This window comes from Pseudomonas sp. 67(2021), from assembly GCF_017491835.1.
Taxonomy (GTDB): domain Bacteria; phylum Pseudomonadota; class Gammaproteobacteria; order Pseudomonadales; family Pseudomonadaceae; genus Aquipseudomonas; species Aquipseudomonas atacamensis.
On record NZ_JAFGYL010000010.1, the window covers coordinates 1 to 21,361 of the forward strand.

General features: G+C 60.4%; 20 protein-coding genes. 11 read left to right on the forward strand and 9 right to left on the reverse strand.

The window, feature by feature from the left end; all coding sequences use genetic code 11:
- From J5M66_RS14090 to J5M66_RS14105, 4 genes are all read right to left on the reverse strand, one after another.
- The coding region (locus J5M66_RS14090; protein WP_207817490.1) for a class I SAM-dependent methyltransferase at nt 1-381 on the reverse strand (381 nt) is incomplete at its 3' end.
- 163 nt (nt 382-544) lie between these two features.
- Nucleotides 545-1,756: a cytochrome c biogenesis protein DipZ gene (locus tag J5M66_RS14095; protein ID WP_110600978.1), complete on the reverse strand. Its 1,212-nt coding sequence runs from the start codon at nt 1,754-1,756 to the stop codon at nt 545-547.
- A gap of 88 nt (nt 1,757-1,844) precedes the next feature.
- On the reverse strand, nt 1,845-2,225 hold the full coding sequence (locus J5M66_RS14100; protein ID WP_110600975.1) for a hypothetical protein: 381 nt from the start codon (nt 2,223-2,225) through the stop codon (nt 1,845-1,847).
- A 33-nt stretch (nt 2,226-2,258) separates the two neighbouring features.
- Entirely contained in the window at nt 2,259-2,522 is a 264-nt protein-coding gene (locus J5M66_RS14105; protein WP_016775158.1) for a DUF2790 domain-containing protein, read from the reverse strand.
- 297 nt (nt 2,523-2,819) lie between these two features.
- Between J5M66_RS14105 and J5M66_RS14110 the strand changes: the two genes are divergently transcribed.
- The 5 genes from J5M66_RS14110 to J5M66_RS14130 all read left to right on the forward strand — a co-directional run bounded on the left by J5M66_RS14110 (nt 2,820) and on the right by J5M66_RS14130 (nt 8,767).
- Nucleotides 2,820-3,560, forward strand: a complete 741-nt coding sequence (locus J5M66_RS14110; protein WP_039762337.1) for a response regulator — start codon at nt 2,820-2,822, stop codon at nt 3,558-3,560.
- Complete coding sequence (locus tag J5M66_RS14115; RefSeq protein WP_207808178.1) at nt 3,557-4,867, forward strand: ATP-binding protein; 1,311 nt, start codon at nt 3,557-3,559, stop codon at nt 4,865-4,867. The genes J5M66_RS14110 and J5M66_RS14115 overlap by 4 nt, the downstream gene beginning before the upstream one ends.
- Nucleotides 4,868-5,017: 150 nt before the next feature.
- Entirely contained in the window at nt 5,018-6,064 is a 1,047-nt protein-coding gene (locus J5M66_RS14120; protein WP_207808177.1) for a class I SAM-dependent methyltransferase, read from the forward strand.
- A 133-nt stretch (nt 6,065-6,197) separates the two neighbouring features.
- Nucleotides 6,198-7,880 carry a hypothetical protein gene (locus J5M66_RS14125; RefSeq protein ID WP_207808176.1) on the forward strand — a complete coding sequence of 561 codons (1,683 nt, stop codon included), beginning with the start codon at nt 6,198-6,200 and terminating at the stop codon, nt 7,878-7,880.
- A gap of 53 nt (nt 7,881-7,933) precedes the next feature.
- Nucleotides 7,934-8,767 (forward strand): NAD-dependent protein deacetylase, encoded by an 834-nt coding sequence (locus J5M66_RS14130; RefSeq protein WP_207808175.1) that lies wholly within the window; start codon nt 7,934-7,936, stop codon nt 8,765-8,767.
- Between the two features lie 150 nt (nt 8,768-8,917).
- Here J5M66_RS14130 and J5M66_RS14135 read toward each other — a convergent pair whose 3' ends face one another.
- Nucleotides 8,918-10,534, reverse strand: coding sequence for a L,D-transpeptidase family protein (locus J5M66_RS14135; protein ID WP_125918735.1), 1,617 nt, complete (start codon nt 10,532-10,534; stop codon nt 8,918-8,920).
- Nucleotides 10,535-10,686: 152 nt separating this feature from the next.
- Here J5M66_RS14135 and J5M66_RS14140 point away from each other — a divergent pair, with 152 nt between their 5' ends.
- Entirely contained in the window at nt 10,687-11,400 is a 714-nt protein-coding gene (locus J5M66_RS14140; protein WP_016775166.1) for a murein L,D-transpeptidase catalytic domain family protein, read from the forward strand.
- Here the strand turns inward: J5M66_RS14140 and J5M66_RS14145 are convergent.
- Complete coding sequence (locus tag J5M66_RS14145; RefSeq protein WP_207808174.1) at nt 11,397-12,017, reverse strand: cell wall hydrolase; 621 nt, start codon at nt 12,015-12,017, stop codon at nt 11,397-11,399. The genes J5M66_RS14140 and J5M66_RS14145 overlap by 4 nt on opposite strands.
- Before the next feature lie 197 nt (nt 12,018-12,214).
- On the opposite strand from J5M66_RS14145, the gene J5M66_RS14150 reads away from it, so the two are divergent.
- From J5M66_RS14150 to J5M66_RS14170, 5 genes are all read left to right on the forward strand, one after another.
- Complete coding sequence (locus J5M66_RS14150) at nt 12,215-13,066, forward strand: CAP domain-containing protein (protein WP_207808173.1); 852 nt, start codon at nt 12,215-12,217, stop codon at nt 13,064-13,066.
- 119 nt (nt 13,067-13,185) lie between these two features.
- Nucleotides 13,186-14,184: a GTP 3',8-cyclase MoaA gene (gene moaA, locus J5M66_RS14155; protein ID WP_016775169.1), complete on the forward strand. Its 999-nt coding sequence runs from the start codon at nt 13,186-13,188 to the stop codon at nt 14,182-14,184.
- 25 nt (nt 14,185-14,209) lie between these two features.
- On the forward strand, nt 14,210-15,109 hold the full coding sequence (locus J5M66_RS14160) for a bestrophin family protein (RefSeq protein WP_024013322.1): 900 nt from the start codon (nt 14,210-14,212) through the stop codon (nt 15,107-15,109).
- A gap of 574 nt (nt 15,110-15,683) precedes the next feature.
- On the forward strand, nt 15,684-17,048 hold the full coding sequence (locus tag J5M66_RS14165; RefSeq protein WP_207808172.1) for a glutamine synthetase family protein: 1,365 nt from the start codon (nt 15,684-15,686) through the stop codon (nt 17,046-17,048).
- A gap of 147 nt (nt 17,049-17,195) precedes the next feature.
- A complete protein-coding gene (locus J5M66_RS14170; RefSeq protein ID WP_207808171.1) occupies nt 17,196-18,479 on the forward strand; it encodes an FAD-binding oxidoreductase in 1,284 nt (427 codons plus the stop codon).
- A gap of 168 nt (nt 18,480-18,647) precedes the next feature.
- On the opposite strand, the gene J5M66_RS14175 is transcribed toward J5M66_RS14170, so the two are convergent.
- From J5M66_RS14175 to J5M66_RS14185, 3 genes are all read right to left on the reverse strand, one after another.
- The gene (locus J5M66_RS14175) at nt 18,648-19,433 is read right to left on the reverse strand and encodes a DeoR/GlpR family DNA-binding transcription regulator (RefSeq protein WP_207808170.1); all 786 of its coding nucleotides are present in this window, start codon (nt 19,431-19,433) and stop codon (nt 18,648-18,650) included.
- Nucleotides 19,434-19,619: 186 nt separating this feature from the next.
- The gene (locus J5M66_RS14180; protein ID WP_207808169.1) at nt 19,620-20,675 is read right to left on the reverse strand and encodes an AbrB family transcriptional regulator; all 1,056 of its coding nucleotides are present in this window, start codon (nt 20,673-20,675) and stop codon (nt 19,620-19,622) included.
- 165 nt (nt 20,676-20,840) lie between these two features.
- A complete protein-coding gene (locus J5M66_RS14185) occupies nt 20,841-21,263 on the reverse strand; it encodes an HD domain-containing protein (protein ID WP_207808168.1) in 423 nt (140 codons plus the stop codon).
- Nucleotides 21,264-21,361: the final 98 nt, after the last annotated feature.

The window sequence follows — 21,361 nt, forward strand, 5'->3', positions numbered from 1 at the left end:
GACCTGGTCAGGCGCGAACATCACGCCGAACGTCGACAACACGGCGTCGTAGCTTTCATCGGGAAAAGGCAAAGCCTCGGCATCGGCCACCTGAAAAATCACCTCCAGATGTTCGGCCCGTGCGCGATCCTGACCACGCTCCAGCAGTGCCGCGACGTAATCGGTGGAGGTCACCACACAACCGCGCCGCGCCGCTGCCAGGGTGGCGTTGCCGTTACCGGCGGCGACATCCAGCACCTGTTCATCACAGCGCAGATCGCAGGCCTCGGCGAGGCTTTCACCGACGATCTGCAAAGTCGTGCCGATCACGGCGTAGTCGCCACTGGCCCAAGCGACTTTCTGACGTTCCTTCAGGGCAGTGAGATCAATCGGGGTACTCATGACAGCGAGCTCCGTGGCAGAGAGAAAGCACAGGCTGCGACGCGGACCGTGCTTGCTCACTATCGCGCCGAGGCTGCCCGGCGTCCCTGTCAATCGTCCGGCAACCCCGTAAACCGGGCACTTTGCCGATGAGTGGTGAAGATCTGTCAAGCGCATGAAACACTCAGGCTGCCGGCGCCTTGGCCTCTTCCAGCAACTGCTTGATCATCTGCTCCTGCTCGGCATAGCGACCTTCACCGAAGTGGCTGTAACGCATCTGGCCCTTGGCGTCGATCAGGTAATGCGCCGGCCAGTATTGATTGTCGAAGTTGCGCCAGATCGCGTAGTCGTTGTCGATGGCGACCGGGTAGGTGATGCCGAGTTTTTTCACCTGATCCTTGACGTTGTTGATGATGCGTTCGTAGCCGTATTCGGGGGTGTGCACGCCGATCACTACCAGGCCGTCCTTCTCGTATTTCTTCGCCCAGTCTTTGACGTACGGCAGGGTGTGCTGACAGTTGATGCAGTCGTAGGTCCAGAAGTCGACCAGCACCACTTTGCCGCGCAGGGATTCGGCACTGAGCTCTGGTGAATTGAGCCATTGCACAGCGCCCGACAGCGACGGCATCGCGCCCCGGGCCTCGTCCATCATCGAATCGGCGCGGACCTTGCTGACGAAGTAGTCGACCACTTTCGGCACGTTTTCCAGGACGTTCTTCTCGACGCTGGCCACGCCCTCCGAAGACGTATTGGCGAGCAGGGTTTTGTCGGCGCCCGTCGAGATCACCGCGACCGTAGCAAGCACCGCAACCCCGGCACCGCGACGCAACCAGCCGCTGAACGGGATCGACGGTTTCAGCCGATTGACCAGACCGCGCCCGGCGAAGATCAACGTGCCCAGCGACAAGGCACTGCCGACGCCGTAAGCCAGCAGCAACAGGCTGGTCTGGGCATTGGCGCCTTGCAACATCGCGCCGGTCAGAATCACCCCAAGGATCGGCCCGGCACAGGGCGCCCACAACAGGCCGGTGGCGACACCGAGCATGATCGAGCCCATCGGTCCTGCACGTTTACGCGTGTCCTGATCGAGACGATTGCCCAGCGCGACAAACGGCCTGGTCAGCCAGTCACCGACGCGGGCCGAGATCAGCGACAGGGCGAACAGCGCCATGACCAGCAAGGCGAAGTGGCGGCCGGTGTTGCTGGCCTGAATCACCCACTCGCTGCTGACCACGGCAAGGCTGGAGATCAGCGCAAAGGTCAGCGCCATGCCGGCGAGAGTCAGGAGGATCGAGGAACGGGTACGGTTGGCGCCAGCGAACAGAAACGGCACCACCGGCAGGATGCACGGACTGAGAACGGTCAGCAGACCGCCGAGAAATGCAATGAGGTACATAAGGGGTCACCTTGAAATGGGGGCTGGGCACACAACCGGGCAGCGAGGGAAACATCCCCTCGCTAGCTCGCTTTATTTACGCCGTGGCTCATGCAGTCTGGCCGTCGAGCAACTGCCCTTGAGGCGTACGACTGGCACCGTTTTCCGCGACCAGTTGGCCTTGCGGTGTGCGGCTGGAACCATCCGCGGCAACCATCTGCCCCTGCGGTGTGCGGCTGGAGCCGTCAGCGGCAACCATCTGCCCCTGAGGTGTGCGGCTCGATCCGTCAGCGGCAACCATCTGCCCCTGTGGTGTGCGGCTGGAGCCGTCAGCGGCGATCAAGGCATCGCTGCCCTCCTTCGCCACGGTGGTCAGCTGGAAGCAGGTGCTGCTGGCGCAACTGCTCTGCTCCACAGCACTGTTGGCGTGGGCGGCGGCACCGGTGAAGGCGAAGGCTGCTGCGGTCAGAAAGCGCGAGACGTTGTTCATGGCAAAACTCCTTGCAGAAAAAGTAGGGATGACTCAGTTCTGGTTGTTGCAGCCGTCAGCGAATTTGCTGTAATCCAGCTCGCGGGTTTTGCCCGCGGAATCGAGGTAGGTCATGCGCGCCTCGGTGATGCCGCAGGTCACCGAGGTGTCTTCGGTCATCGACAGCACTTTCTGGATATCCAGATGGGTGCCGTAGGTGTAGGTTTGCCGGCTGACGTCAGCCTCGGCGTGGGCCGACAGGGTGCAGATGTTCAGAGCGGCGAACAGGCAGGCGGCGAATACGGATTTGTTGTTCATGGTGTAGTCCTCAAGGCTTCAGTGGGTTTGAGCCGAGGCGGTCTGTGTGTGCCTCGATGGAGCCTATTTGAGGCCTTCGAGGTATCGCGTCTGTGTCAGGAAAGGACAAGAATCACTCGTTGTGTATCCATGCAGCGTGTAGATACAGAGCGATACAAAACCCCGAAAAAATCGTGATTTTGCGTCGGTGTGTATCCGCCGCTGCGGCAGATACACTGCAATACAAAGGCAGGCAGGCGTGCGGTCTACGGCGCTATAGACTGCACGGCATTCCCCCTTTGACAGAGGCTTGAACCGATGGAACATGTCGATCACATTCTCATCGTCGACGACGACCGCGAGATCCGTGAACTGGTAGGCAACTACCTGAAGAAGAACGGCCTGCGCACAACAGTGGTCGCCGATGGCCGGCAGATGCGCAGCTTCCTTGATGCCAACACCGTCGACCTGATCGTGCTCGACATCATGATGCCCGGTGACGATGGCCTGCAGTTGTGCCGCGAATTACGCGTGGGCAAACACAAGGCGACGCCGGTGCTGATGCTCACCGCGCGCAACGATGAGACCGATCGCATCATCGGTCTGGAAATGGGCGCCGACGATTACCTGACCAAACCTTTCGCCGCCCGCGAACTGCTGGCGCGGATCAATGCCGTATTGCGCCGCACGCGTATGTTGCCGCCGAATCTGGTGGTCACCGAAGCCGGACGCCTGCTGGCGTTCGGTCGTTGGCAGCTGGACACCTCGGCTCGCCACCTGCTCGACAGCGACGGCACCATGGTTGCCCTCAGCGGCGCCGAATACCGCCTGCTGCGGGTGTTCCTCGACCATCCGCAACGGGTGCTCAGCCGCGATCAACTGCTCAACCTGACCCAGGGCCGCGAGGCCGATCTGTTCGATCGCTCGATCGATCTGCTGGTCAGTCGCCTGCGTCAACGCCTGCTGGACGATGCTCGCGAGCCGGCCTATATCAAGACCGTGCGCAGTGAAGGTTATGTGTTTTCGCTGCCGGTCGAACTGCTCGGAGCTTCGGCATGAAACTCAAGCTGCAATGGCCGCGCACCCTCGCCTCGCGCCTGTCGCTGATCTTCCTGATCGGGCTGATTCTGGCGCAGGGCCTGTCGTTCGGCGCGCAGTATTACGAGCGTTACCAGAGCGCGAAAAGCACCATGCTCGGCAACCTCGAAACCGACGTCTCGACGTCGATGGCCATCCTCGATCGCCTGCCCGCGGCCGAACGCGAGGCCTGGCTGCCGCGTCTGGCCCGGCGCAATTATGGCTACCTGCTCAATGAGGGCGAACCGGGCATGCCGGTGACCTCGGCTGAAAAGTCCGTCGCGATCGCCTCGATTACGGCGGCCATCGGCGACACTTATCCAATCGTGTTTACCGAAGTTCCCGGCGGTCCGAGACAACATTTCCAGGGCCACTTGCGCCTGAGCGACGGCAGCCCGGTGACCATCGATATCCGTCCGGCGATGGTGCCGTTGTCGCCGTGGTTGCCGGTGGTGCTGCTCGGCCAACTGGCGTTACTGATCCTCTGCACCTGGCTCGCCGTGCGCATCGCCATCCGCCCCCTCACTCGCCTCGCCAACGCCGTGGAAACCCTCGACCCCAACGCGCACCCGATCAAACTCGACGAGCAAGGGCCGACCGAAGTGGTTCACGCCGCGCGGGCGTTCAACGCCATGCAAACGCGCATCGCCGCCTACTTGAAAGAACGCATGCAACTGCTCGCGGCGATTTCCCACGACCTGCAAACGCCGATCACCCGGATGAAACTGCGCGCAGAATTCATGGACGACTCGGTCGAGAAAGACAAACTGAGCAGCGATCTCGGCGAAATCGAGCATCTGGTGCGCGAAGGCGTGGCTTACGCTCGCAGCGTTCACGGCGCCACCGAAGAAAGCCGGCGTACTGATCTCGACTCGTTCCTCGACAGCCTGGTCTTCGACTATCAGGACATGGGCAAGGACGTGCAGCTCGGCGGCAAAAGCAAAGCGGTAATCGAAACCCGTCCGCAGGCCCTGCGCCGGGTGCTGGTGAACCTGACCGACAACGCCCTGAAATTCGCCGGCGCCGCGCAATTGCAGGTCGAAGCGCAGGGCGACAGCCTGTCGGTGAAAGTCCTCGATCGCGGCCCGGGCATCGCCGAGGCCGAACTGGCGCAGGTGCTGGAACCGTTCTACCGCGTGGAAAACTCGCGCAACCGCGACACCGGCGGCACCGGGCTCGGACTGGCGATCGCCCAGCAATTGGCGTTGGCGCTGGGTGGCTCGCTGCTGTTGAGCAATCGTGAAGGTGGCGGGTTGTGCGCTGAACTGAAGTTGCCGCTGCCACGCTGAGAAAAACACCGACTAGACTCATTCATTACCCAGTCGAGGGGGCCGCAGGACGTCTGCTGTGCCCTGCCCCAATCCGTGACCACCGCCCGGTGGCGCCTGCCTCGACATTCAACGCCGCCGGACGGTGATCCTGTTTCAGGAGCACACGTGATGAATGAGGCGAAGCTCAACGAATTCATGGGCAAACTGGTCAACGACATGGGTGGCGCGGCGATGCTGGCCAATGTCATTGTCGGCGAAGAACTCGGTCTGTACCGGGCAATGGCCGACAGCCAACCGATCAGCCCCGAAGCCCTCGCAGCCAAAACCACCTGCAATCCCCGCCTGGTGCGCGAATGGCTCAGCGCCCATGCCGCATCCGGCTATATGGAACACGTTGACGGTCAGTTTCGCTTGCCGGAAGAACAGGCACTGGCGCTGGCCGTGGAGGATTCGCCGGTGTACGTCGCTGGCGGTCTCGGCGTGGTGGCGTCGTTTTTCCATGACAAGGACAAACTGGTCAAGGCCATGCGCGGCAATGGCGCCTTGTCGTGGGGCGATCACCACCCGTGCATGTTCAGCGGCACTGAACGCTTCTTCCGCCCCGGCTACAAAGGTCACCTGATTGCCGAATGGCTTCCGGCCCTGGACGGCGTGGTGGCCAAGCTGGAACGCGGGGCCAAGGTTGCCGACATCGGCTGCGGTCACGGCGCCTCGACGGTGATCATGGCTCAGGCGTTTCCGAAATCGCAGTTTGTCGGCTTCGACTTCCACGCGCCGTCAGTCACAGTCGCTACGCAACGGGCCGAAGAAGGTGGCGTGGGCAATCGCGCCAGATTCTTCGAGGGCACGGCGAAAAACTATCCCGGCGGCGACTACGACCTGATCTGCTTTTTCGACTGCCTGCACGACATGGGTGACCCGGTCGGCGCCGCTCGCCACGCTTATGAGTCGCTGAAAGATGATGGCACGGTGTTGCTGGTCGAACCGTTCGCCAACGACAAACTGGACGACAATCTCAACGCGGTCGGGCGCCTGTTCTACGCCGCCTCGACGTTTATCTGCACGCCCAATTCGCTGTCCCAGGAAGTCGGCCTCGGGCTTGGTGCGCAGGCTGGGGAAATGCGCCTGCGCAAAGTCTTTGTCGAGGCTGGGTTCAAGCAGTTCCGCCGCGCCACGCAAACGCCGTTCAATCTGATATTGGAGGGAAGGAAATGACTTCATCAAACGGCACATACTGCAGAAGAATCAGCCGATGTGTGCATTTCCAGAACATCGTACGGCACCTTAAAATTCGTTTAATAATGCGATACCCTTTCGTTCAATACAGCTTTTGCAGGGAAGTCCAGAAATGTCGGAATGCGGCGAACAGTATATTGCTGACATTAAATCCATTGAGAATTTGTATACCAATAATCACAACATAGTTTACCAATCAATTCCTTCGGCGAATCAATGGATACCCGAATTGCATCTCGCCGCCTTGGCAAAGGGAGATGAGACTGTCGACAGTGTCAAAAAGTTTGCGTCAGCAGATCACAGCGTGAACTTCAGGGCATTGATTAACGCCATCCTGAAAAGCTATCCCGATTCCCTCTCCGAATTTAAGCCCTCTTACGAGAAAACTCTGGCACTCAAAGAAAAAGCTGAGCACCTTTTCACCTATGAACATGATTTATTACGTATGCTGCATGACGCCTCGTCAGTAAAAGAACGGTTATGGAAAATCGGCCGCCATGCAGAGTCCGGTTACAAAATAGAGATCGCCAGCTCTCGACAACGCACGGCCATGGATTTGCTTTCAGAGAAAGCGGATTACCTGTCGCGCCCCGATTCGATTCGGTACATGTTGGACCATCCAAGGCATGATGCAAACTTTGTGTCTTTCGCGCTCAAGACAAAACTGACCGATCTCAGCCCCATAACGATTGGGACCGAAAGATCCTGGCTGGATTTCCTATCGCGGCTGGGTATTCGCGAGGACGAATTATTGTTGTTCCAGGCGTTACTACCCTATATCCATAAGCGGCAGCGTCATTTCTGGTTTAAAAAGTCAGATCTGGTCAAGATTACCCAGTCGCTCAACAAGCAATATAAAGTGGCGAAAACGTCAAGTGCCCAGATTGAAAATCTGCTGGACAAGCTGATCCCGGATTTAAAAGAAGCTGCCGATTCGGGACTCGCAGTGCCTTTTGTAAAAATCGGTGAGTGGTATATGTTCTGGCCGTTCGCCTATAGTGTCCTCCACCCAAATCTGACATTACTCGCTATTTTGATGAAGCGTTCCCAAGACCATTGGAATAACACCGTCGGATCTCAATCCGCCACCGTCGCAACTTACCTCGCCAGCCAGTTGAAAAAAAGTCCTGACATTGAAGTTACCACTTGCAGAGCCAAGAAAAATACTGGCGACATAGACGTCGCCATTTACAACAAGACCAACAACACACTGGTAATCTGCGAAGTAAAAACCGTTTTCGACCGGTTCAGAACCAATCACCAACACAAAAATTTCAGCCAGCAGCGCGTCAATTACAAAAAAGCTGCGCAACAGCTCATCGCTACCCAAAAAGAAATTGAAAACGAAAACTGGCAGATAAATGACATCTTTCCAACACTCCGACCAGCCACGACACCAAAGATCCTGAAAACAGTACTTACATGGTGGGACATCTTCGACCCTTATAAGGGAACAGAATTTTCAGACATCGCGACTTCAAACTTCATAACGTTTATCTATGCCTTCAACCAGTGCGACGGTGACTTGCAGGGCCTGCATCATTCGTTACTTGAGTTGGCAGCATTGCCATGCCCGGCCATGCGTATTTTCAATGCGATAGACGAACAGGAGTTCCAGTTAAAGTGGTCGATCGACAAGCAAACCGATTGCCTCCCCCCTGACAATGACCCACGCTGTATGGTCCTCTCTGGCTTAAGCAAGCAGTTGCTGAGCGAGATAAAGCGCTTTCCGGAAAACTGGAGGCAGCAAATGGTTGAAAGAAAAGAAGATCCAAACTGTGTCGTGTTTCCCTAAGCTATACGTCGTCACAGGTCTGGCCCATTCTTGACAAGCCGAGGAGTACGGACATGAGCAGTGAGCGAGAACTTGACGCTCTGGCCGAGTGTATGATCAACGGGTCTTTCCTGGTACTTACCGGCGCTGGTATCAGCACGCCATCGGGCATTCCGGACTATCGCGACAGCGACGGCGTGCGTCGTGGGCGGCAGCCGATGATGTATCAGGAGTTTCTCGCCGCCCCGGAATCACGCCGGCGTTATTGGGCGCGAGCGATGCTCGGCTGGCCGCGCGTGCGAAAGGCCCGACCGAATGCCGCGCATGAGGCGCTGGCGACGTTGCAGCAGCGTGGCCGGATCAGCGCTTTGATCACGCAGAACGTCGATACCTTGCACGATCAGGCCGGCAGCCACGATGTGATCGAACTGCACGGCAGCCTGCATCGAGTGCTGTGCCTGGATTGCGGGCAGCGCAGCGAGCGCGACGCGATCCAGCAGCTGATGGAGGCACACAATCCCTACCTGAGTGGTGTTGATGCGGTGCAGGCGCCGGATGGCGATACCTTGCTCGACCCGGCATTTGAAGCGCGCTTTCAGGTACCGCAGTGCCCGCATTGCGCGGGTGAGCGGATGAAACCGGATGTGTTGTTTTTCGGCGAGAACGTGGCGCAACCGACGGCCGCGCGGGCCTTGGCCGCTGCCGAGAATGCGGCGGGGTTGTTGGTGGTGGGATCGTCGTTGATGGCGTATTCCGCGTTTCGCTTGTGTCGGGTGATTGCCGAGCGTGGCAAGCCGTTGATGGCGATCAATCTGGGCAAGACCCGGGCGGATGATCTGCTCGATTTGAAGATTGAAGGCTCGTGTGAGGAGCTTTTGCCGTGGTTGGTGGAGGAGCTGGGGCGGTGAGATTTTGAGTAATGGGTTCGGCTTGAAATCGGCCCCTCACCCTAGCCCTCTCCCGAGGGAGAGGGGACTGACCGAGGTGTTTGTACGGGATTCGTCGACCTGAAATCACTCATCGAACTCAGATCTTTGACTGCCGTGCTGGTGCCGGACTCAATGCGCCCGATCCAGCCCCGCCAGCAATGCGCTGTCGTGGCTGTAGATGTCCGGCGCATAACGTACATGGCCGCTGCTGTCGACTTGCGCCGTCCAGTAGGTCATCAGGATCGGCACCGGCGCCGACAGGCGAAATTCATGGGTGGTGCCGGTTGCCAGCAAAGTCTCGGTGCGAGCTTTTTCTGCCGGGGACAGCAGCAGATCGCGCAGTTGCAGCGGGTGCTCGACGCGCACACAACCGGAGCTGAACGCCCGTGGGCCTTTGTCAAACAGCGCCTTGCTCGGCGTGTCGTGCAGGTAGACCGAGAACGGGTTGGGGAAACGGATGACCATTTGGCCCAGCGGATTGCGCGGGCCGGCGTCCTGACGCAGGAGGATGTTGCCGGGGTTGTCCCAGTCGATGTCCGCTGCCGCCAGAGGCTGACCGTTGGCATCGAGCACTTGCAGGTTCTGGCGGCTGAGGAAAGTCTGGTCCTTGCGGATTTCCGGCAGCTTGTCTTCTTTCCAGATGGTCGGCGGTACGGTCCAGGTCGGGTTCAGCGTCAGGCGGGTGACGCGGGATTTGAGCAGCGGCGTCTGGCGTTCCGCGCGGCCGACCTGGGTGCGGGTCTGCCACACCGGTTGACCGCCCTGATACAGCGTCAGCTCAGCGGCGGCCACGTTGACCACCAGGCCACTGGGCTCCATGTCCTGGGCGATCCAGCGGAAACGTTCGAGATTGACGCGCAACTGATCGCGGCGGGTCAGCGGGCTGATGTTCAGCTCGGCAATGGTGCCCGGCCCGACCACGCCGTCAGCCTGCAACGAATGACTGGCCTGAAAGTGCTTCACCGCTTCCACCAGCACGTCATCGTAGGCGTTGTCCGGTGTCACCAGTGCGTGTGTCAGATAACCTTCGTTGTACAGACGACGGGCCAGTTCCGGCACGCGCGGGTCTGCCATCGCCGGACGCAGCAACGGGCCGTTGCCCACCGGCTGCCATTGCGGCAGGGCTTGCAAGCGTTGCGCGGCGTACAGCTGACGCAGGCTTTGATATTGCGGTAGATGCGGACGCGCCAGGTCGAACGCCGCAGCAATATCGTTCATGCCCGGCACGGCAATACTGAGCAGTTGCGCCTGACGATCGGTCGGCGGGCCGTCGACACGCCACAGCGGTTCGAAATGCGATTGCAACAGACGGCCGTAATGCAGATCCTGCAAGGCCTGCAGGTAGTTGCGGCTGATGTCGATGTCGGCGCACAACTCGCCATCCTGCGGCGGCGTAGTGGCCACGGCGTAGCGATTCGGATTCAACCCATCATCGGCCAGCAGCTGCAATTGCGCGCGCAATGCCGGCAAGCGTGCCGACTCACTCGCCCACACCGGCATCCAGTCCTGCTGTTCATAAAACGCCTGCAATTGGCTCAACGCCGGGCCATTGAGACGCGGAGCGATGGCCGGGCACGACTGCGCCAGGCTGATCAAAACCGCCTGCAACGGGCTGCGCGGCTCGACCGGCAATTGCGTTTCAGGCGTCGGCAGGGTTTCGAGCGGGGGCAGCGGCTCATCGGCGCAAGCGACAAACGGCGCAGCGAGCAAACAAATGCTCAAGTAGCATGCGTACTTTTTGAACAACTGCTTTACTCCAATCCATGGCCGTCCAGATGACGGTCAACCTTACATCAGGTGCGCTAAACAGTCAGGCTCGAACCGCGAGCCTGCGGGTATTGACTGGGAGTCAGGAGCCAAAGTGCCGTTTATGTAGCAAGTTGAGGACACTTTATAAAATGTTGACGTTTTTGCGCCGACTTCTGTTGAGCACCGCGACCCTTGTCGCCGTGACCAGCCCAGTATTTGCCGCCGGCAAGCCATCGCCGGTTCTCTACAACAGCCTCGCCCACGCCGCGCCGGAACTCAATCCCCAGGCGCTCAAAGGTGCATTGAACGCCATGCAATGCGCGGTCAACAACGGCGCGAAACCCTCGCGGCATCTGGCGATCATCGATTATTCGCAACCGTCCACCGAACGCCGCCTGTGGATCTTCGATCTGAGCAAAAAGAAACTGGTGCTGCGTGATCTGGTTGCCCACGGTTCGAACTCCGGGGAAAACTTCGCCACGCAGTTTTCCAATCGCGAAGGCAGTTATCAGTCCAGCCTCGGCCTGTTCCGCACTCAGGAAAGCTACGAAGGTACTCACGGCTATTCGCTGCGCATGGACGGTCTGGAACCCGGTTTCAATGATCTGGCCCGTGATCGCGCGATCGTGATTCATGCCGCCAGTTACGTGAACCCGCTGTGGAGCAAGCGTCAGGGGCGTATCGGCCGCAGTCAGGGTTGCCCCGCCGTACGGCCGCAGATCGCCAAACAGGTGATCGATCGCCTGAAGAACGGCCAGTTCATGTTTTCCTGGTATCCGGATCAGCGCTGGCTGCAAAAGTCACCCTATCTGAACTGCCAGCCGCAACAGGTGGCGAGCATTCTCAATACCCACGCCAGTTAACGCGCGTCGCCGCCGGCGGGTTTGTAGAACAGGAACCTGCCGGTCTGCGCGGTGTTGCGATAGGCCTTGGCCCAGCTCGGGTGCACGCCGCGATCGTGAAAATACAGGGCACCGCGCGTGCGGTCCTTGAGCTGACGGTTCAACGCCTTGCCGGCGATTTCCTTGGCCAGCGCGTATTCGGCGTCTTCCGTGACCTCATCGGGCTTGCCATCGCACCACCAGGAAAACTGGCAATTGCCGCTTTCCGACCCCTGCTTGACGACCGCGCACACCGTGTCGGGAAAGCCGTCGTGGCCGAGGCGATTCATCACCACGCTGGCGACGGCCTCCATTTCCGGGGTGTCCTTGCCCTTGGCTTCCCAGTAAATACTGCGCGCCAGACAGGTCAGCGGATCGTCCAGCGGCGCGGCGCCGGCCGGGTCTACTGCCTGCGCTTCGGTGGGGGTGATGGCCTCGGATTTCGGCGCCGGAGCAGCGCTGACTTTATCCGCCGCTTTCTCCTCCAGCACCTCGGCTTTCTGTTCGGCCTTGGCCTCGATCGGCGCCTGCGCCCCGGCCCATGCTGCACCGGTCAAAAAGATCCACAACAAACCGCCCGCCAAGCCTTTCGATCCCATGTCGGTTCTTCCGTCAGCGCCCGCCCGGGGCAAGATGTTACGTCGGTGAGACGCCCGGTTTGCGGGGTCTTCGCAGAGTGTAGCGAGCAAATGCGCGGGCACACCAGCGCAGAAAAAATCCGCCGCAAAGAAAAACACATTCACTCACCGGGGGCCTTTCGCGCATCATGGGCGCATTCAGCTCAAGGGAGATTTCCATGCGCTTCATGCCGTCCGTTTTGCGTTGTGCCGCATTGTCGCTGGGCGTGGTGTTCGCCACCTCGGCGCTGGCTGCCGATGAACTGCAATTGATCGAGTCGATCAACAGCTATCGCAGCCAGCCGCAGCGTTGCGGCACGCAGGCATCGAACGAGTTGCCACCGCTGTCGGCCGATCCACGTCTGCGCCTGCCCGCCAGCGGCGCGGTCGATCTGCAGCAGGCCATGACCAGCGCCCAGTACCCGATGGTCAACGTGCAGGCGATCACCCTCAACGGCCCGCGCGATGCAGCGGCGGCGATGCAGGCGATCAAGGAAAGCTTCTGTAAGGTGGTGCTCGATCCGCAGTTCGTCGATATCGGCGTCAACCGTGTCGACCGCGACTGGCGCATCGTTCTCGCGCGGCCGTTGCTGACGGCGAAACTCGGCGATGCACAAAGCGAAGGGCAAAAGCTGCTGGCGCAACTCAATACCGCGCGCGGCCAGGCGCGCCAGTGCGGCGGCCAGTCCTTCGCGGCGGCAGCACCGCTGGCCTGGAACGCCACGCTGGGCACGGTCGCTCAGGATCACAGCCGCGACATGGCCAACAACAATTACCTCGACCACAAGGACGGCGACGGCCGCACCCCAGGCGACCGCGCCGAGCTGTCCGGTTACAGTGGGCAACTGGTCGGCGAGAACATCGCCGCCGGGCAAGACACCGTCGGCAAGGTCGTCGACGGCTGGCTCGCCAGCCCCGGGCATTGCGCCAATCTGATGAATCCGCAATATCAGGAACTGGGCGCCGCCTACGCGACCGATCCGAAAAGCAACGCCGGCATTTACTGGACGGCAATGTTTGGCGCACCGTAAGGCATCATCGACGCCGTCAATCACTCGGTCAGCCAGAGTGATTGGACGGCATGGCGAACGCAGCCTACCCTGCGCGATCTGCGCCCGCTGACGGCGCTCCACATCCACGAGGCGAGCCCATGACACAGCGTGAATTGATCGATGGTCACAACCGCCGCGTGGATTATCTGCGCCTGTCGGTTACCGACCGCTGCGATTTTCGCTGCGTCTATTGCATGGCCGAGGACATGCAGTTCCTGCCACGCCAGCAGATCCTCACCCTCGAAGAGCTGTTCCAGGTAGCGCAAAGCTTCGTTGCCCTCGGCACGCGCAAGATCCGCCTCACGGGTGGCGAACCGCTGATCCGCCCCGGCGTCGTGCAACTCTGCGAACAGATCGCCGCCCTGCCCGGCCTGCGCGAACTCTGCCTGACCACCAACGGCTCGCAATTGGGCCGACTGGCCCAGCCGCTGTTCGACGCCGGGGTCAAGCGCCTGAACATCAGCCTCGACAGTCTCGATCCGCAGCGCTTCAAAGAGCTGACCCGCACTGGCGATCTGGCGCAGGTCATCGACGGCATCGATGCCGCACGTGCCGCCGGTTTCACCCGTACCAAGCTCAATTGCGTGGTGATGCAGGGCCGCAACGATCACGAAATCAACGATCTGGTCAGTTTCGCCATCGAGCGTGATCTGGATATTTCCTTCATCGAAGAGATGCCGCTGGGCGCGATCGCCGAACACAGCCGCGCCGAATCCTTCTATTCCAGCGCGCAAGTACGCGAACGCATCGCCGAACGTTTTACCCTGATCGACTCGACCGAATCGACGCAAGGGCCGTCGCGCTACTGGCGCGTGGCCGAAGCACCGAACATTCGCCTGGGCTTCATTTCGCCACACAGCCACAACTTCTGCGGCACCTGCAATCGCGTGCGCCTGACCGTCGAAGGTCGCTTGCTGCTGTGCCTGGGCAACGAGCATTCGATGGACCTCAAAGCGGTATTGCGTGCCCATCCGGGCCACCCGGAACGTCTGGAGAACGCGATCATCGAGGCGATGAAACTCAAGCCGTATCGACACAACTTCGAAGTCAACGACGACGTGCAAGTGGTGCGTTTCATGAACATGACCGGCGGCTGATCCGCCGCGCAACCGGGACCGCGAGATGATCGTCAGACCGAGACCCAATCAGTTCGCCGTGCTGTTCACCCTCAAAGGCTCGATCGCCAAACGCATCGCCGTGCGCACCTTGATGCTGACACTGCTGGCGGCAGCGATTGTGCTGATCGAACTTCTGGTGCCGAGCTACTTCGCCCAGATCAATTCGACGCCGTTCACCCTGCTCGGTCTGTCGCTGTCGATCTTCCTGAGCTTTCGCAACAACGCCTGTTACGACCGTTGGTACGAGGGCCGCAAGGCCTGGGGCGAGGTGCTGCTGCGGGTGCGCTCGGTGATGCGCGAAACCCAAGGCATCGATGACACGCGCCTGCGTGGACAACTGTTGCGCAACCTGTGCGGTTTCGCCCACGCGCTGAATGCGCGGTTGCGTGGAGACAGCGAGGAGCAGGCCAGTGCCGACTGGGTCAGCCCGCCGATCGATGGGTCCGCGCCGGATCACTGCGGCCAGATCATTCATCAGGTCGGGCGCCAGTGTTCCGAGCTGGAAACGGCCGGTGTGCTATCGCCATGGCGTTATCAATTACTGGCCAATCACCTGACCTGCCTGAGCCAGGCCCAGGCCGTGTGCGACCGCATCAAGAACACGCCACTACCCTTCCCTTACACCCTGCTGCTGCATCGCACCATCTACCTGTTCTGCCTGTTGCTGCCGTTCGCCATGGCGCAATCGCTGGGATGGTTGACGCCGCTGTTCACGGCAATTGTCAGCTACACCTTCTTCGGCTTCGACGCGATTGCCGATGAACTCGAAGACCCGTTCGGGCGCGATGAAAACGATCTGCCGACCGATGCACTGGTGCGCACCCTGGAGCGCGATGTGCTGTACGAACTCGGCGTCTCGCCATTGCCGCCCGCGCCGGAGCCGGACGATTACGTGCTGCGCTGAATGGCTCAGCGGCAAACAACGAGATGGCCCGGCGCGTCCGCTCGGAACCGAGGTGCGGCCATTCGCGAGCAGGCTCGCTCCCACAGTTGAAATGCATTCCAATGTGGGAGCGAGCCTGCTCGCGAAAAAGGCAACTCGGTCAAGCAGCCCAAACGCCAGAAAGCGCCACCGACGAATCTTCCATTTACACGCGCGCAAATTCCCCCTTACTATCCGGGCACACCGGTCGCCGGGCCTGCCCTGCCGCCGACGCTTTCCGCCAACGGAAACACGCGTTATGAGTACGTCACCACAACAACCGCAAAGGTTGCACGTCTCTGCTGTACGCGCCCACTGCAACAGGGGCTGCGTATGAACCGCATCGTCAATCTGCCCATGGCCCTGCGCCGCTCCAAGCTGCGTCACTCCGCACGCCCGCCGGATATCGCCGTTCCTGCCTGATCGCGTGAGCTGAAACCGCGACAGTCAATTTCCCGATTTTCCTGATATCCCTGCCGGGACACTTACGCCTTTTTGTCGCGTCGTGTCCGGCCGACTCTGCGCGCCTGTGCGGCGCCACCGTGAGTGATTTGCCATGAAATTCGCAGCCATCGAAGACGCACGCCTGTTCCTCGAACAGAATCCCGATATCGACATGATCGAACTGTTCATTCTCGACGCCAACGGCGTGCCGCGCGGCAAGCTGTTGCATCGCGAAGAACTGCTCGCCGTGTACGAAAGCGGCCGACCACTGCCGAGCACCATCCTCGGCCTGACCGTACAAGGCGAGGACGTCGAGAACTCCGGGCTGGTCTGGGATGTGGGCGACATCGACTGCCGCGCCTATCCGCTGCAAGGCAGTCTGGTACGCCTGCCGTGGCGACAGATTCCAACCGCTGCGGTGCAGGTCAGCATGCACCCGAGCGAGGGCATGCCGGCGAGCATCGCTGACCCTCGGCACCTGCTGATCAAGGTGATCGACGGGCTCAAGGCCGAGGGTTATCACCCGATCATGGCGTGCGAGCTGGAGTTCTATCTGCTCGACGCCAAACGCGATCACAACGGCCGCCCGCAACCGGCGCTGGACGCTGACGGCGGGCGACCGCGACACACGCAAGTCTACGGTTTGCGCGAGCTGGAGCAGATCGAGCCGTTCCTCGCCGACCTCTACAGCGCGTGCAAACTGCACGGTATTCCGGCGCGCACGGCGATCTCCGAATACGCCCCGGGGCAAGTGGAAATCACCCTTGAACACGGCGATGCGCTGGAAGCGATGGATCAGGCGGTGCGCTACAAGCGTCTGGTCAAAGGCGTGGCGCACAAGCACGGCATGCAGGCGACGTTCATGGCCAAGCCGTTCGATGATCTGGCCGGCACCGGCATGCACATGCACGTCAGCCTGGCCGATGCCGGGGGGCGTAATTTGTTCGCTTCTGAAGACCCGGCCGGCACGCCGCTGTTGCGCACGGCGATTGGCGGCATGCTTGCCTCGCTGCTCGATTCGCTGCTGCTGTTCTGCCCCAACGCCAACTCCTACCGGCGTTTCCAGGCCAACAGCTACGCGCCACTGGCGCCGACCTGGGGTGTCGATAACCGCACCGTCAGCCTGCGTGTACCTGGCGGCCCGGCGCCGACACGACACATCGAACACCGCATCTGCGGCGCCGATGCCAACCCTTATCTGGCAGCGGCAGCGATCCTCGCCGGCATTCATCGCGGCATCCGTGAAGAGCTGGATCCGGGGGCACCGGTCGAGGGCAATGGTTACGCTCAGGCAAAGGAATTGTTGCCGACCGATTGGCTGACATCGCTACAAGCGCTGGAAAATTCACAGTGGGCACGGGAGGCGTTAGGGCAGGAATTCCTTGGGGTGTATCTGGCGGTGAAGCGTGCCGAGTATCGGCAGTTCATGGCTGAAGTGGGTGAGCAGGATTGGCGGTGGTACCTGACCGAGGCCTAACGATCCGACACCGAACCTGTGGGAGCGAGCCTGCTCGCGAAGGCGTCATCACATTCAACATTTTGGGTGACTGACACACCGCTTTCGCGAGCAGGCTCGCTCCCACAGGGAATGCACTTCGAACCTGAATTTTTTGTGGACCCCGACATGACCATTCGCTGCAATTCCTACTACACCGCCACCCTCAACCAGGACACCGACTACCCGACCCTTCAGGGCCGGCACAAGGTCGATGTGGTAATCATCGGCGGCGGTTTCACTGGCGTCGCCACTGCCGTCGAACTGGCGGAAAAAGGCCTGAAAGTCGCCATCGTCGAAGGCCACAAGATCGGCTGGGGCGCCACCGGGCGCAATGGCGGGCAAGTCACCGGCAGCCTTTCCGGCGACGGCGCCATGCGCAAACAGATGCGCGCGAAACTGGGCGATGATGTGGACGATTTCATCTGGCATCTGCGCTGGCGCGGGCATGAAATCATCCGCCAGCGCGTCGAGAAATATGGCATCGAGTGCGACCTCAAACACGGCCATCTGCACGCGGCGTACAAGCCGAGCCACATGGTCGATCTGCGCAAGGACTACGACGAAGCCGTGCGCCGAGGTCTGGGCGATGAGGTGAGCCTGCTCGACCGCAGCCAGATTCGCGACCTGCTGCAAAGCGACCTGTACCACGGCGCGATCAAGAACACCCGCAACATGCACCTGCACCCGCTCAACCTGTGCATTGGCGAAGCACGCGCAGCCGAAAGCCTGGGCGCGCAGATCTTCGAAAACAGTGAAGTGCTGGAGATCATTCACGGCGACACACCTGGCGTGCGCACCGCTCACGGTCAGATCGACGCCAATCAGGTGATGCTCGCCGGTGACGTCTATCACAAGCTCGAACCGGGTCAGCTCAAGGGCAAGATCTTCCCGGCCATGGGCGGCATCGTCACCACCGCGCCGCTCGGTGATCTGGCGCAACAGATCAACCCCGAGGACCTCGCCGTGTACGACTGCCGCTTCGTCCTCGATTACTACCGGCTCACCGCCGACGGCCGTTTGCTGTTCGGCGGCGGTGCCAACTACAGCGGCAAGGATTCGCGCGACATCGCCGCCGAACTGCGCCCGTGCATCGAGCGCACGTTCCCGGCGCTAAAAGGTGTGGCGATCGATTACCAGTGGAGCTGCGCGATGGGCATCGTCATCAACCGCATCCCGCAACTGGGCAAGCTTTCGGACAACGTCTGGTATTGCCAGGGCTACTCGGGTCACGGCATTGCCACCACGCACATCATGGGCGAGATCATGAGCCGCGCGATCACCGGGCAAATGGAGCAATTCGACACTTTCGCCGCGTGCCAGCACATTCGCGTGCCAATGGGCGACCTGCTGGGCAACCCGTTGCTGGCGGCGGGGATGTGGTATTACCAGATGCTTGAGCGGTTGCGCTGATCCATTACCTGTAGGAGCTGCCGAAGGCTGCGATCTTTTGATCCTGCTTTTAAAAGTCAAAATCAAAAGATCGCAGCCTTCGGCAGCTCCTACAAAGTCATTTATTCACTGCAGATCCCCTGTGGGAGCGAGCCTGCTCGCGAAGAGGCCCTCAAACCCCACACAAGCTCAATCCGGCAACTGCTCCACGACAATCCCCAACCGCCGATAATCCTCGACATTCCCCGGCCCGGGATGCCGCTCGGTAATCAACGTATGCAGGCGCGTACACGGCGCCACCACAAACGGCTCCACCGCGCCCAATTTGTCCGCCGTGGTCACCGCAATCACCCGCGTTGCACTGTCGAGCATCGCCTGTTTGATCGGCACTTCATCGAAATGCAGCGAGGTGATCCCCACTTCGGGATGAATCGCACACACCCCGGTAATCGCCAGATCCGCCTTGATCCCCGCCAGCAGTCGCAGCGCTTCCTGACCACTGGCCGACATCGAATGAGCATTCAATTCACCACCCGCCAGAATCACTTTCACGCCCTTGTATTCAGACAAGGCAATCGCCGTCAGCGGTGACGCGGTCACCGCGGTGATGCGGATGTCGGCAGGTAATGCGCGCGCCACCTGCAAGGTGGTCGAGCCGGAATCGAACAGCACAATCTGCCCGTCCTCGATGTGCTGCGCCGCCAATTGCGCCAAGCGCACCTTGACCTCGTCGGTCTCATCCAGACGCGTGAAGTAATCCTTGCCTGAGTCCTTCGGTCGCGGCAACGCCCCGCCATGCACGCGCTGCACCAACCCGGCGCTGTCCAGTTCGGCGAGGTCACGGCGGATGGTGTCTTCGGAGACCGCGAAATGCTGGCTCAGCTCGGAGGCCATGACCTTGCCATCACGCTCGAGAAGCAAAAGGATTTTCTGCCGACGCAGGGACGGCAATTCAGCGATGGAATGGTCGTGCATGGTTATGCCTGTTTGTGCTTGTAGTTGCAGGTTTCAGCGACACTAGCGAAAGTCTCAGGCAAATACAAACGCAACGGCTATCAATGCTTTCGATCATTGGAATCAACACGGCGAATTTTTTCTTTGCGCTGCGCCTGTTCACAATGGCCCCACTCTCAAAAGCTCAGGATGAACAGCCCATGAATCTCAACTTCGCCTTCGCCTGCATGATCGTCGTGTCATTCGCGATTGCCTTGGGCCACGCCTGACCTGCACCAACAACGCCGGGGCAAAATGCAGCAGCACCATCCGGCTCAGATGATGCGTCAGGATAAACACCACATTCAGCCCGCCGCCAAACGCGACAATCGCAATCGTCTCGATCGCGCCCGGCATGTACGCCAGCCACAGCGCCAGCGGATCACTGCCCAGCCAGCGCGCAGCCACCTCGGCAAACGCCGCTGCAACGATGATCATCAAGCCGACCGAAACCAGAGCGGTGCGCCCATGACGCGCCAGTTCTGCGATGCCGAGCCCCTGAAAACGTGAGCCGATGCGCACGCCAAGAATCAGTGCGGCCAGGTTCAAACTCCACTCCGGCATGTGAAAGCCGTGCAGCCATCCCGACTTCACAAATACAGCGGTTATGAGAATTGCGGTAAGCATGAATGGCGCCGGGACGCCGACCAGCAACAACAGGCGGCCGAGCAATACGCTCAGCGCGATGACAGAGAACGCGCTCAGCGCCATGCCTGTGGTCAACGGATCGCTGACGACTTCAGCCACCGCTGCTTGCCCGGGAATGAGCAAACTCACCAGCACGGTGATCAACAGCAGTCGCATCAGATGCACGATGATGACTTTGCTCGAAGCCTTTTCCGATTCAAGCAAATCGAACACTGCGGCCAATGCGCCGGGATAGACCGCCAGCAGTGCATCGGTACGGTTCCAACCGGCACCGCGTGTCAGCCACCATCCGGCGAGTGCGATTTGTACGGTCAGGCAGATCAGCAACACGCCAAGGCTGGGCAACATCGTCGCGGCCGTTTCGCTGTCCCATGCTTCGAACATCAGCCCGGTGGCGATGCCCAGCGTGACCTGGATGTAGCCCAGTCCATAAGGAGTTGCCGGGGCGATGCCGGTTTTGCTGGCAAACAATGCGGTAACGACAATCGAACCCAGCAGCAAGCCGTGGGGTACGCCTTCAAACTGCAATAACGCGCCGAAACCGGCCGCAATCAACAAGCACACAATGGATTTCATAGTTCGCCTTCCTGGCTATTTTTTGAGACACCACCATTCCCTGGTAGGAGCTGCCGAAGGCTGCGATCTGATCGTTCCCACGCTCTGCGTGGGAATGCAGCCGGGGACGCTCTGCGTCCCAATAGATCGCAGCCTTCGGCAGCTCCTACAGGGGGATTTGCATTCCTAAGCGCGAAGGCGTGCAATCGCCCGCCGATATTTCTCGATCCGCTCCAGATCCTCCCAACTCGGCGAGGCAATCCGCGAGATATCGCTGTTCTCTTCCAGATCCGCCAGCTTCACCACCCGGCCGATCGGGTTTTGCGCGGCGCGGTCGACAAAATTCTCGTAGGACTCGCCCGGCACTTTGGTCACCGCTGCAATCGCCGCCAGCACCTCTTCGCTGAAGCCTTCCCCGCGTAAATCATCCAGACTCACCCCGCAATCCTCGACCACATCGTGCAGCACCGCGACGATGCGCTCTTCCAGCGTGTGCATGCGCAACATGACTTTCAGCGGATGCAGAATGTACGGCGCCCCGCCCTTGTCCACCTGCCCGGTGTGGGCCGTGGCGGCAATGGCGATAGCGCGTTCGAGGGTTTGGGCCATGGGAATCGAATCCTGCGCTGAATGTTTCTGATTGTTGCGCAGTGTACGCGAAGATCGCTCAGCGCAAACCGATTGAACCTTGCCCGCCCTCGCCGCCT

What these genes read in the sequence shown, in the direction of transcription:
- J5M66_RS14160 (WP_024013322.1), top strand. Translation starts at nt 14,210, where the DNA reads ATGATCGTCAGACCGAGACCCAATCAGTTCGCCGTGCTGTTCACCCTC.
- moaA (WP_016775169.1), top strand. Translation starts at nt 13,186, where the DNA reads ATGACACAGCGTGAATTGATCGATGGTCACAACCGCCGCGTGGATTAT.
- J5M66_RS14140 (WP_016775166.1), top strand. Translation starts at nt 10,687, where the DNA reads ATGTTGACGTTTTTGCGCCGACTTCTGTTGAGCACCGCGACCCTTGTC.
- J5M66_RS14100 (WP_110600975.1), bottom strand. Translation starts at nt 2,225, where the DNA reads ATGAACAACGTCTCGCGCTTTCTGACCGCAGCAGCCTTCGCCTTCACC.
- J5M66_RS14145 (WP_207808174.1), bottom strand. Translation starts at nt 12,017, where the DNA reads ATGGGATCGAAAGGCTTGGCGGGCGGTTTGTTGTGGATCTTTTTGACC.
- J5M66_RS14165 (WP_207808172.1), top strand. Translation starts at nt 15,684, where the DNA reads ATGAAATTCGCAGCCATCGAAGACGCACGCCTGTTCCTCGAACAGAAT.
- J5M66_RS14180 (WP_207808169.1), bottom strand. Translation starts at nt 20,675, where the DNA reads ATGAAATCCATTGTGTGCTTGTTGATTGCGGCCGGTTTCGGCGCGTTA.
- J5M66_RS14120 (WP_207808177.1), top strand. Translation starts at nt 5,018, where the DNA reads ATGAATGAGGCGAAGCTCAACGAATTCATGGGCAAACTGGTCAACGAC.
- J5M66_RS14175 (WP_207808170.1), bottom strand. Translation starts at nt 19,433, where the DNA reads ATGCACGACCATTCCATCGCTGAATTGCCGTCCCTGCGTCGGCAGAAA.
- J5M66_RS14115 (WP_207808178.1), top strand. Translation starts at nt 3,557, where the DNA reads ATGAAACTCAAGCTGCAATGGCCGCGCACCCTCGCCTCGCGCCTGTCG.
- J5M66_RS14150 (WP_207808173.1), top strand. Translation starts at nt 12,215, where the DNA reads ATGCGCTTCATGCCGTCCGTTTTGCGTTGTGCCGCATTGTCGCTGGGC.
- J5M66_RS14105 (WP_016775158.1), bottom strand. Translation starts at nt 2,522, where the DNA reads ATGAACAACAAATCCGTATTCGCCGCCTGCCTGTTCGCCGCTCTGAAC.
- J5M66_RS14125 (WP_207808176.1), top strand. Translation starts at nt 6,198, where the DNA reads ATGTCGGAATGCGGCGAACAGTATATTGCTGACATTAAATCCATTGAG.
- J5M66_RS14095 (WP_110600978.1), bottom strand. Translation starts at nt 1,756, where the DNA reads ATGTACCTCATTGCATTTCTCGGCGGTCTGCTGACCGTTCTCAGTCCG.
- J5M66_RS14130 (WP_207808175.1), top strand. Translation starts at nt 7,934, where the DNA reads ATGAGCAGTGAGCGAGAACTTGACGCTCTGGCCGAGTGTATGATCAAC.
- J5M66_RS14170 (WP_207808171.1), top strand. Translation starts at nt 17,196, where the DNA reads ATGACCATTCGCTGCAATTCCTACTACACCGCCACCCTCAACCAGGAC.
- J5M66_RS14185 (WP_207808168.1), bottom strand. Translation starts at nt 21,263, where the DNA reads ATGGCCCAAACCCTCGAACGCGCTATCGCCATTGCCGCCACGGCCCAC.
- J5M66_RS14110 (WP_039762337.1), top strand. Translation starts at nt 2,820, where the DNA reads ATGGAACATGTCGATCACATTCTCATCGTCGACGACGACCGCGAGATC.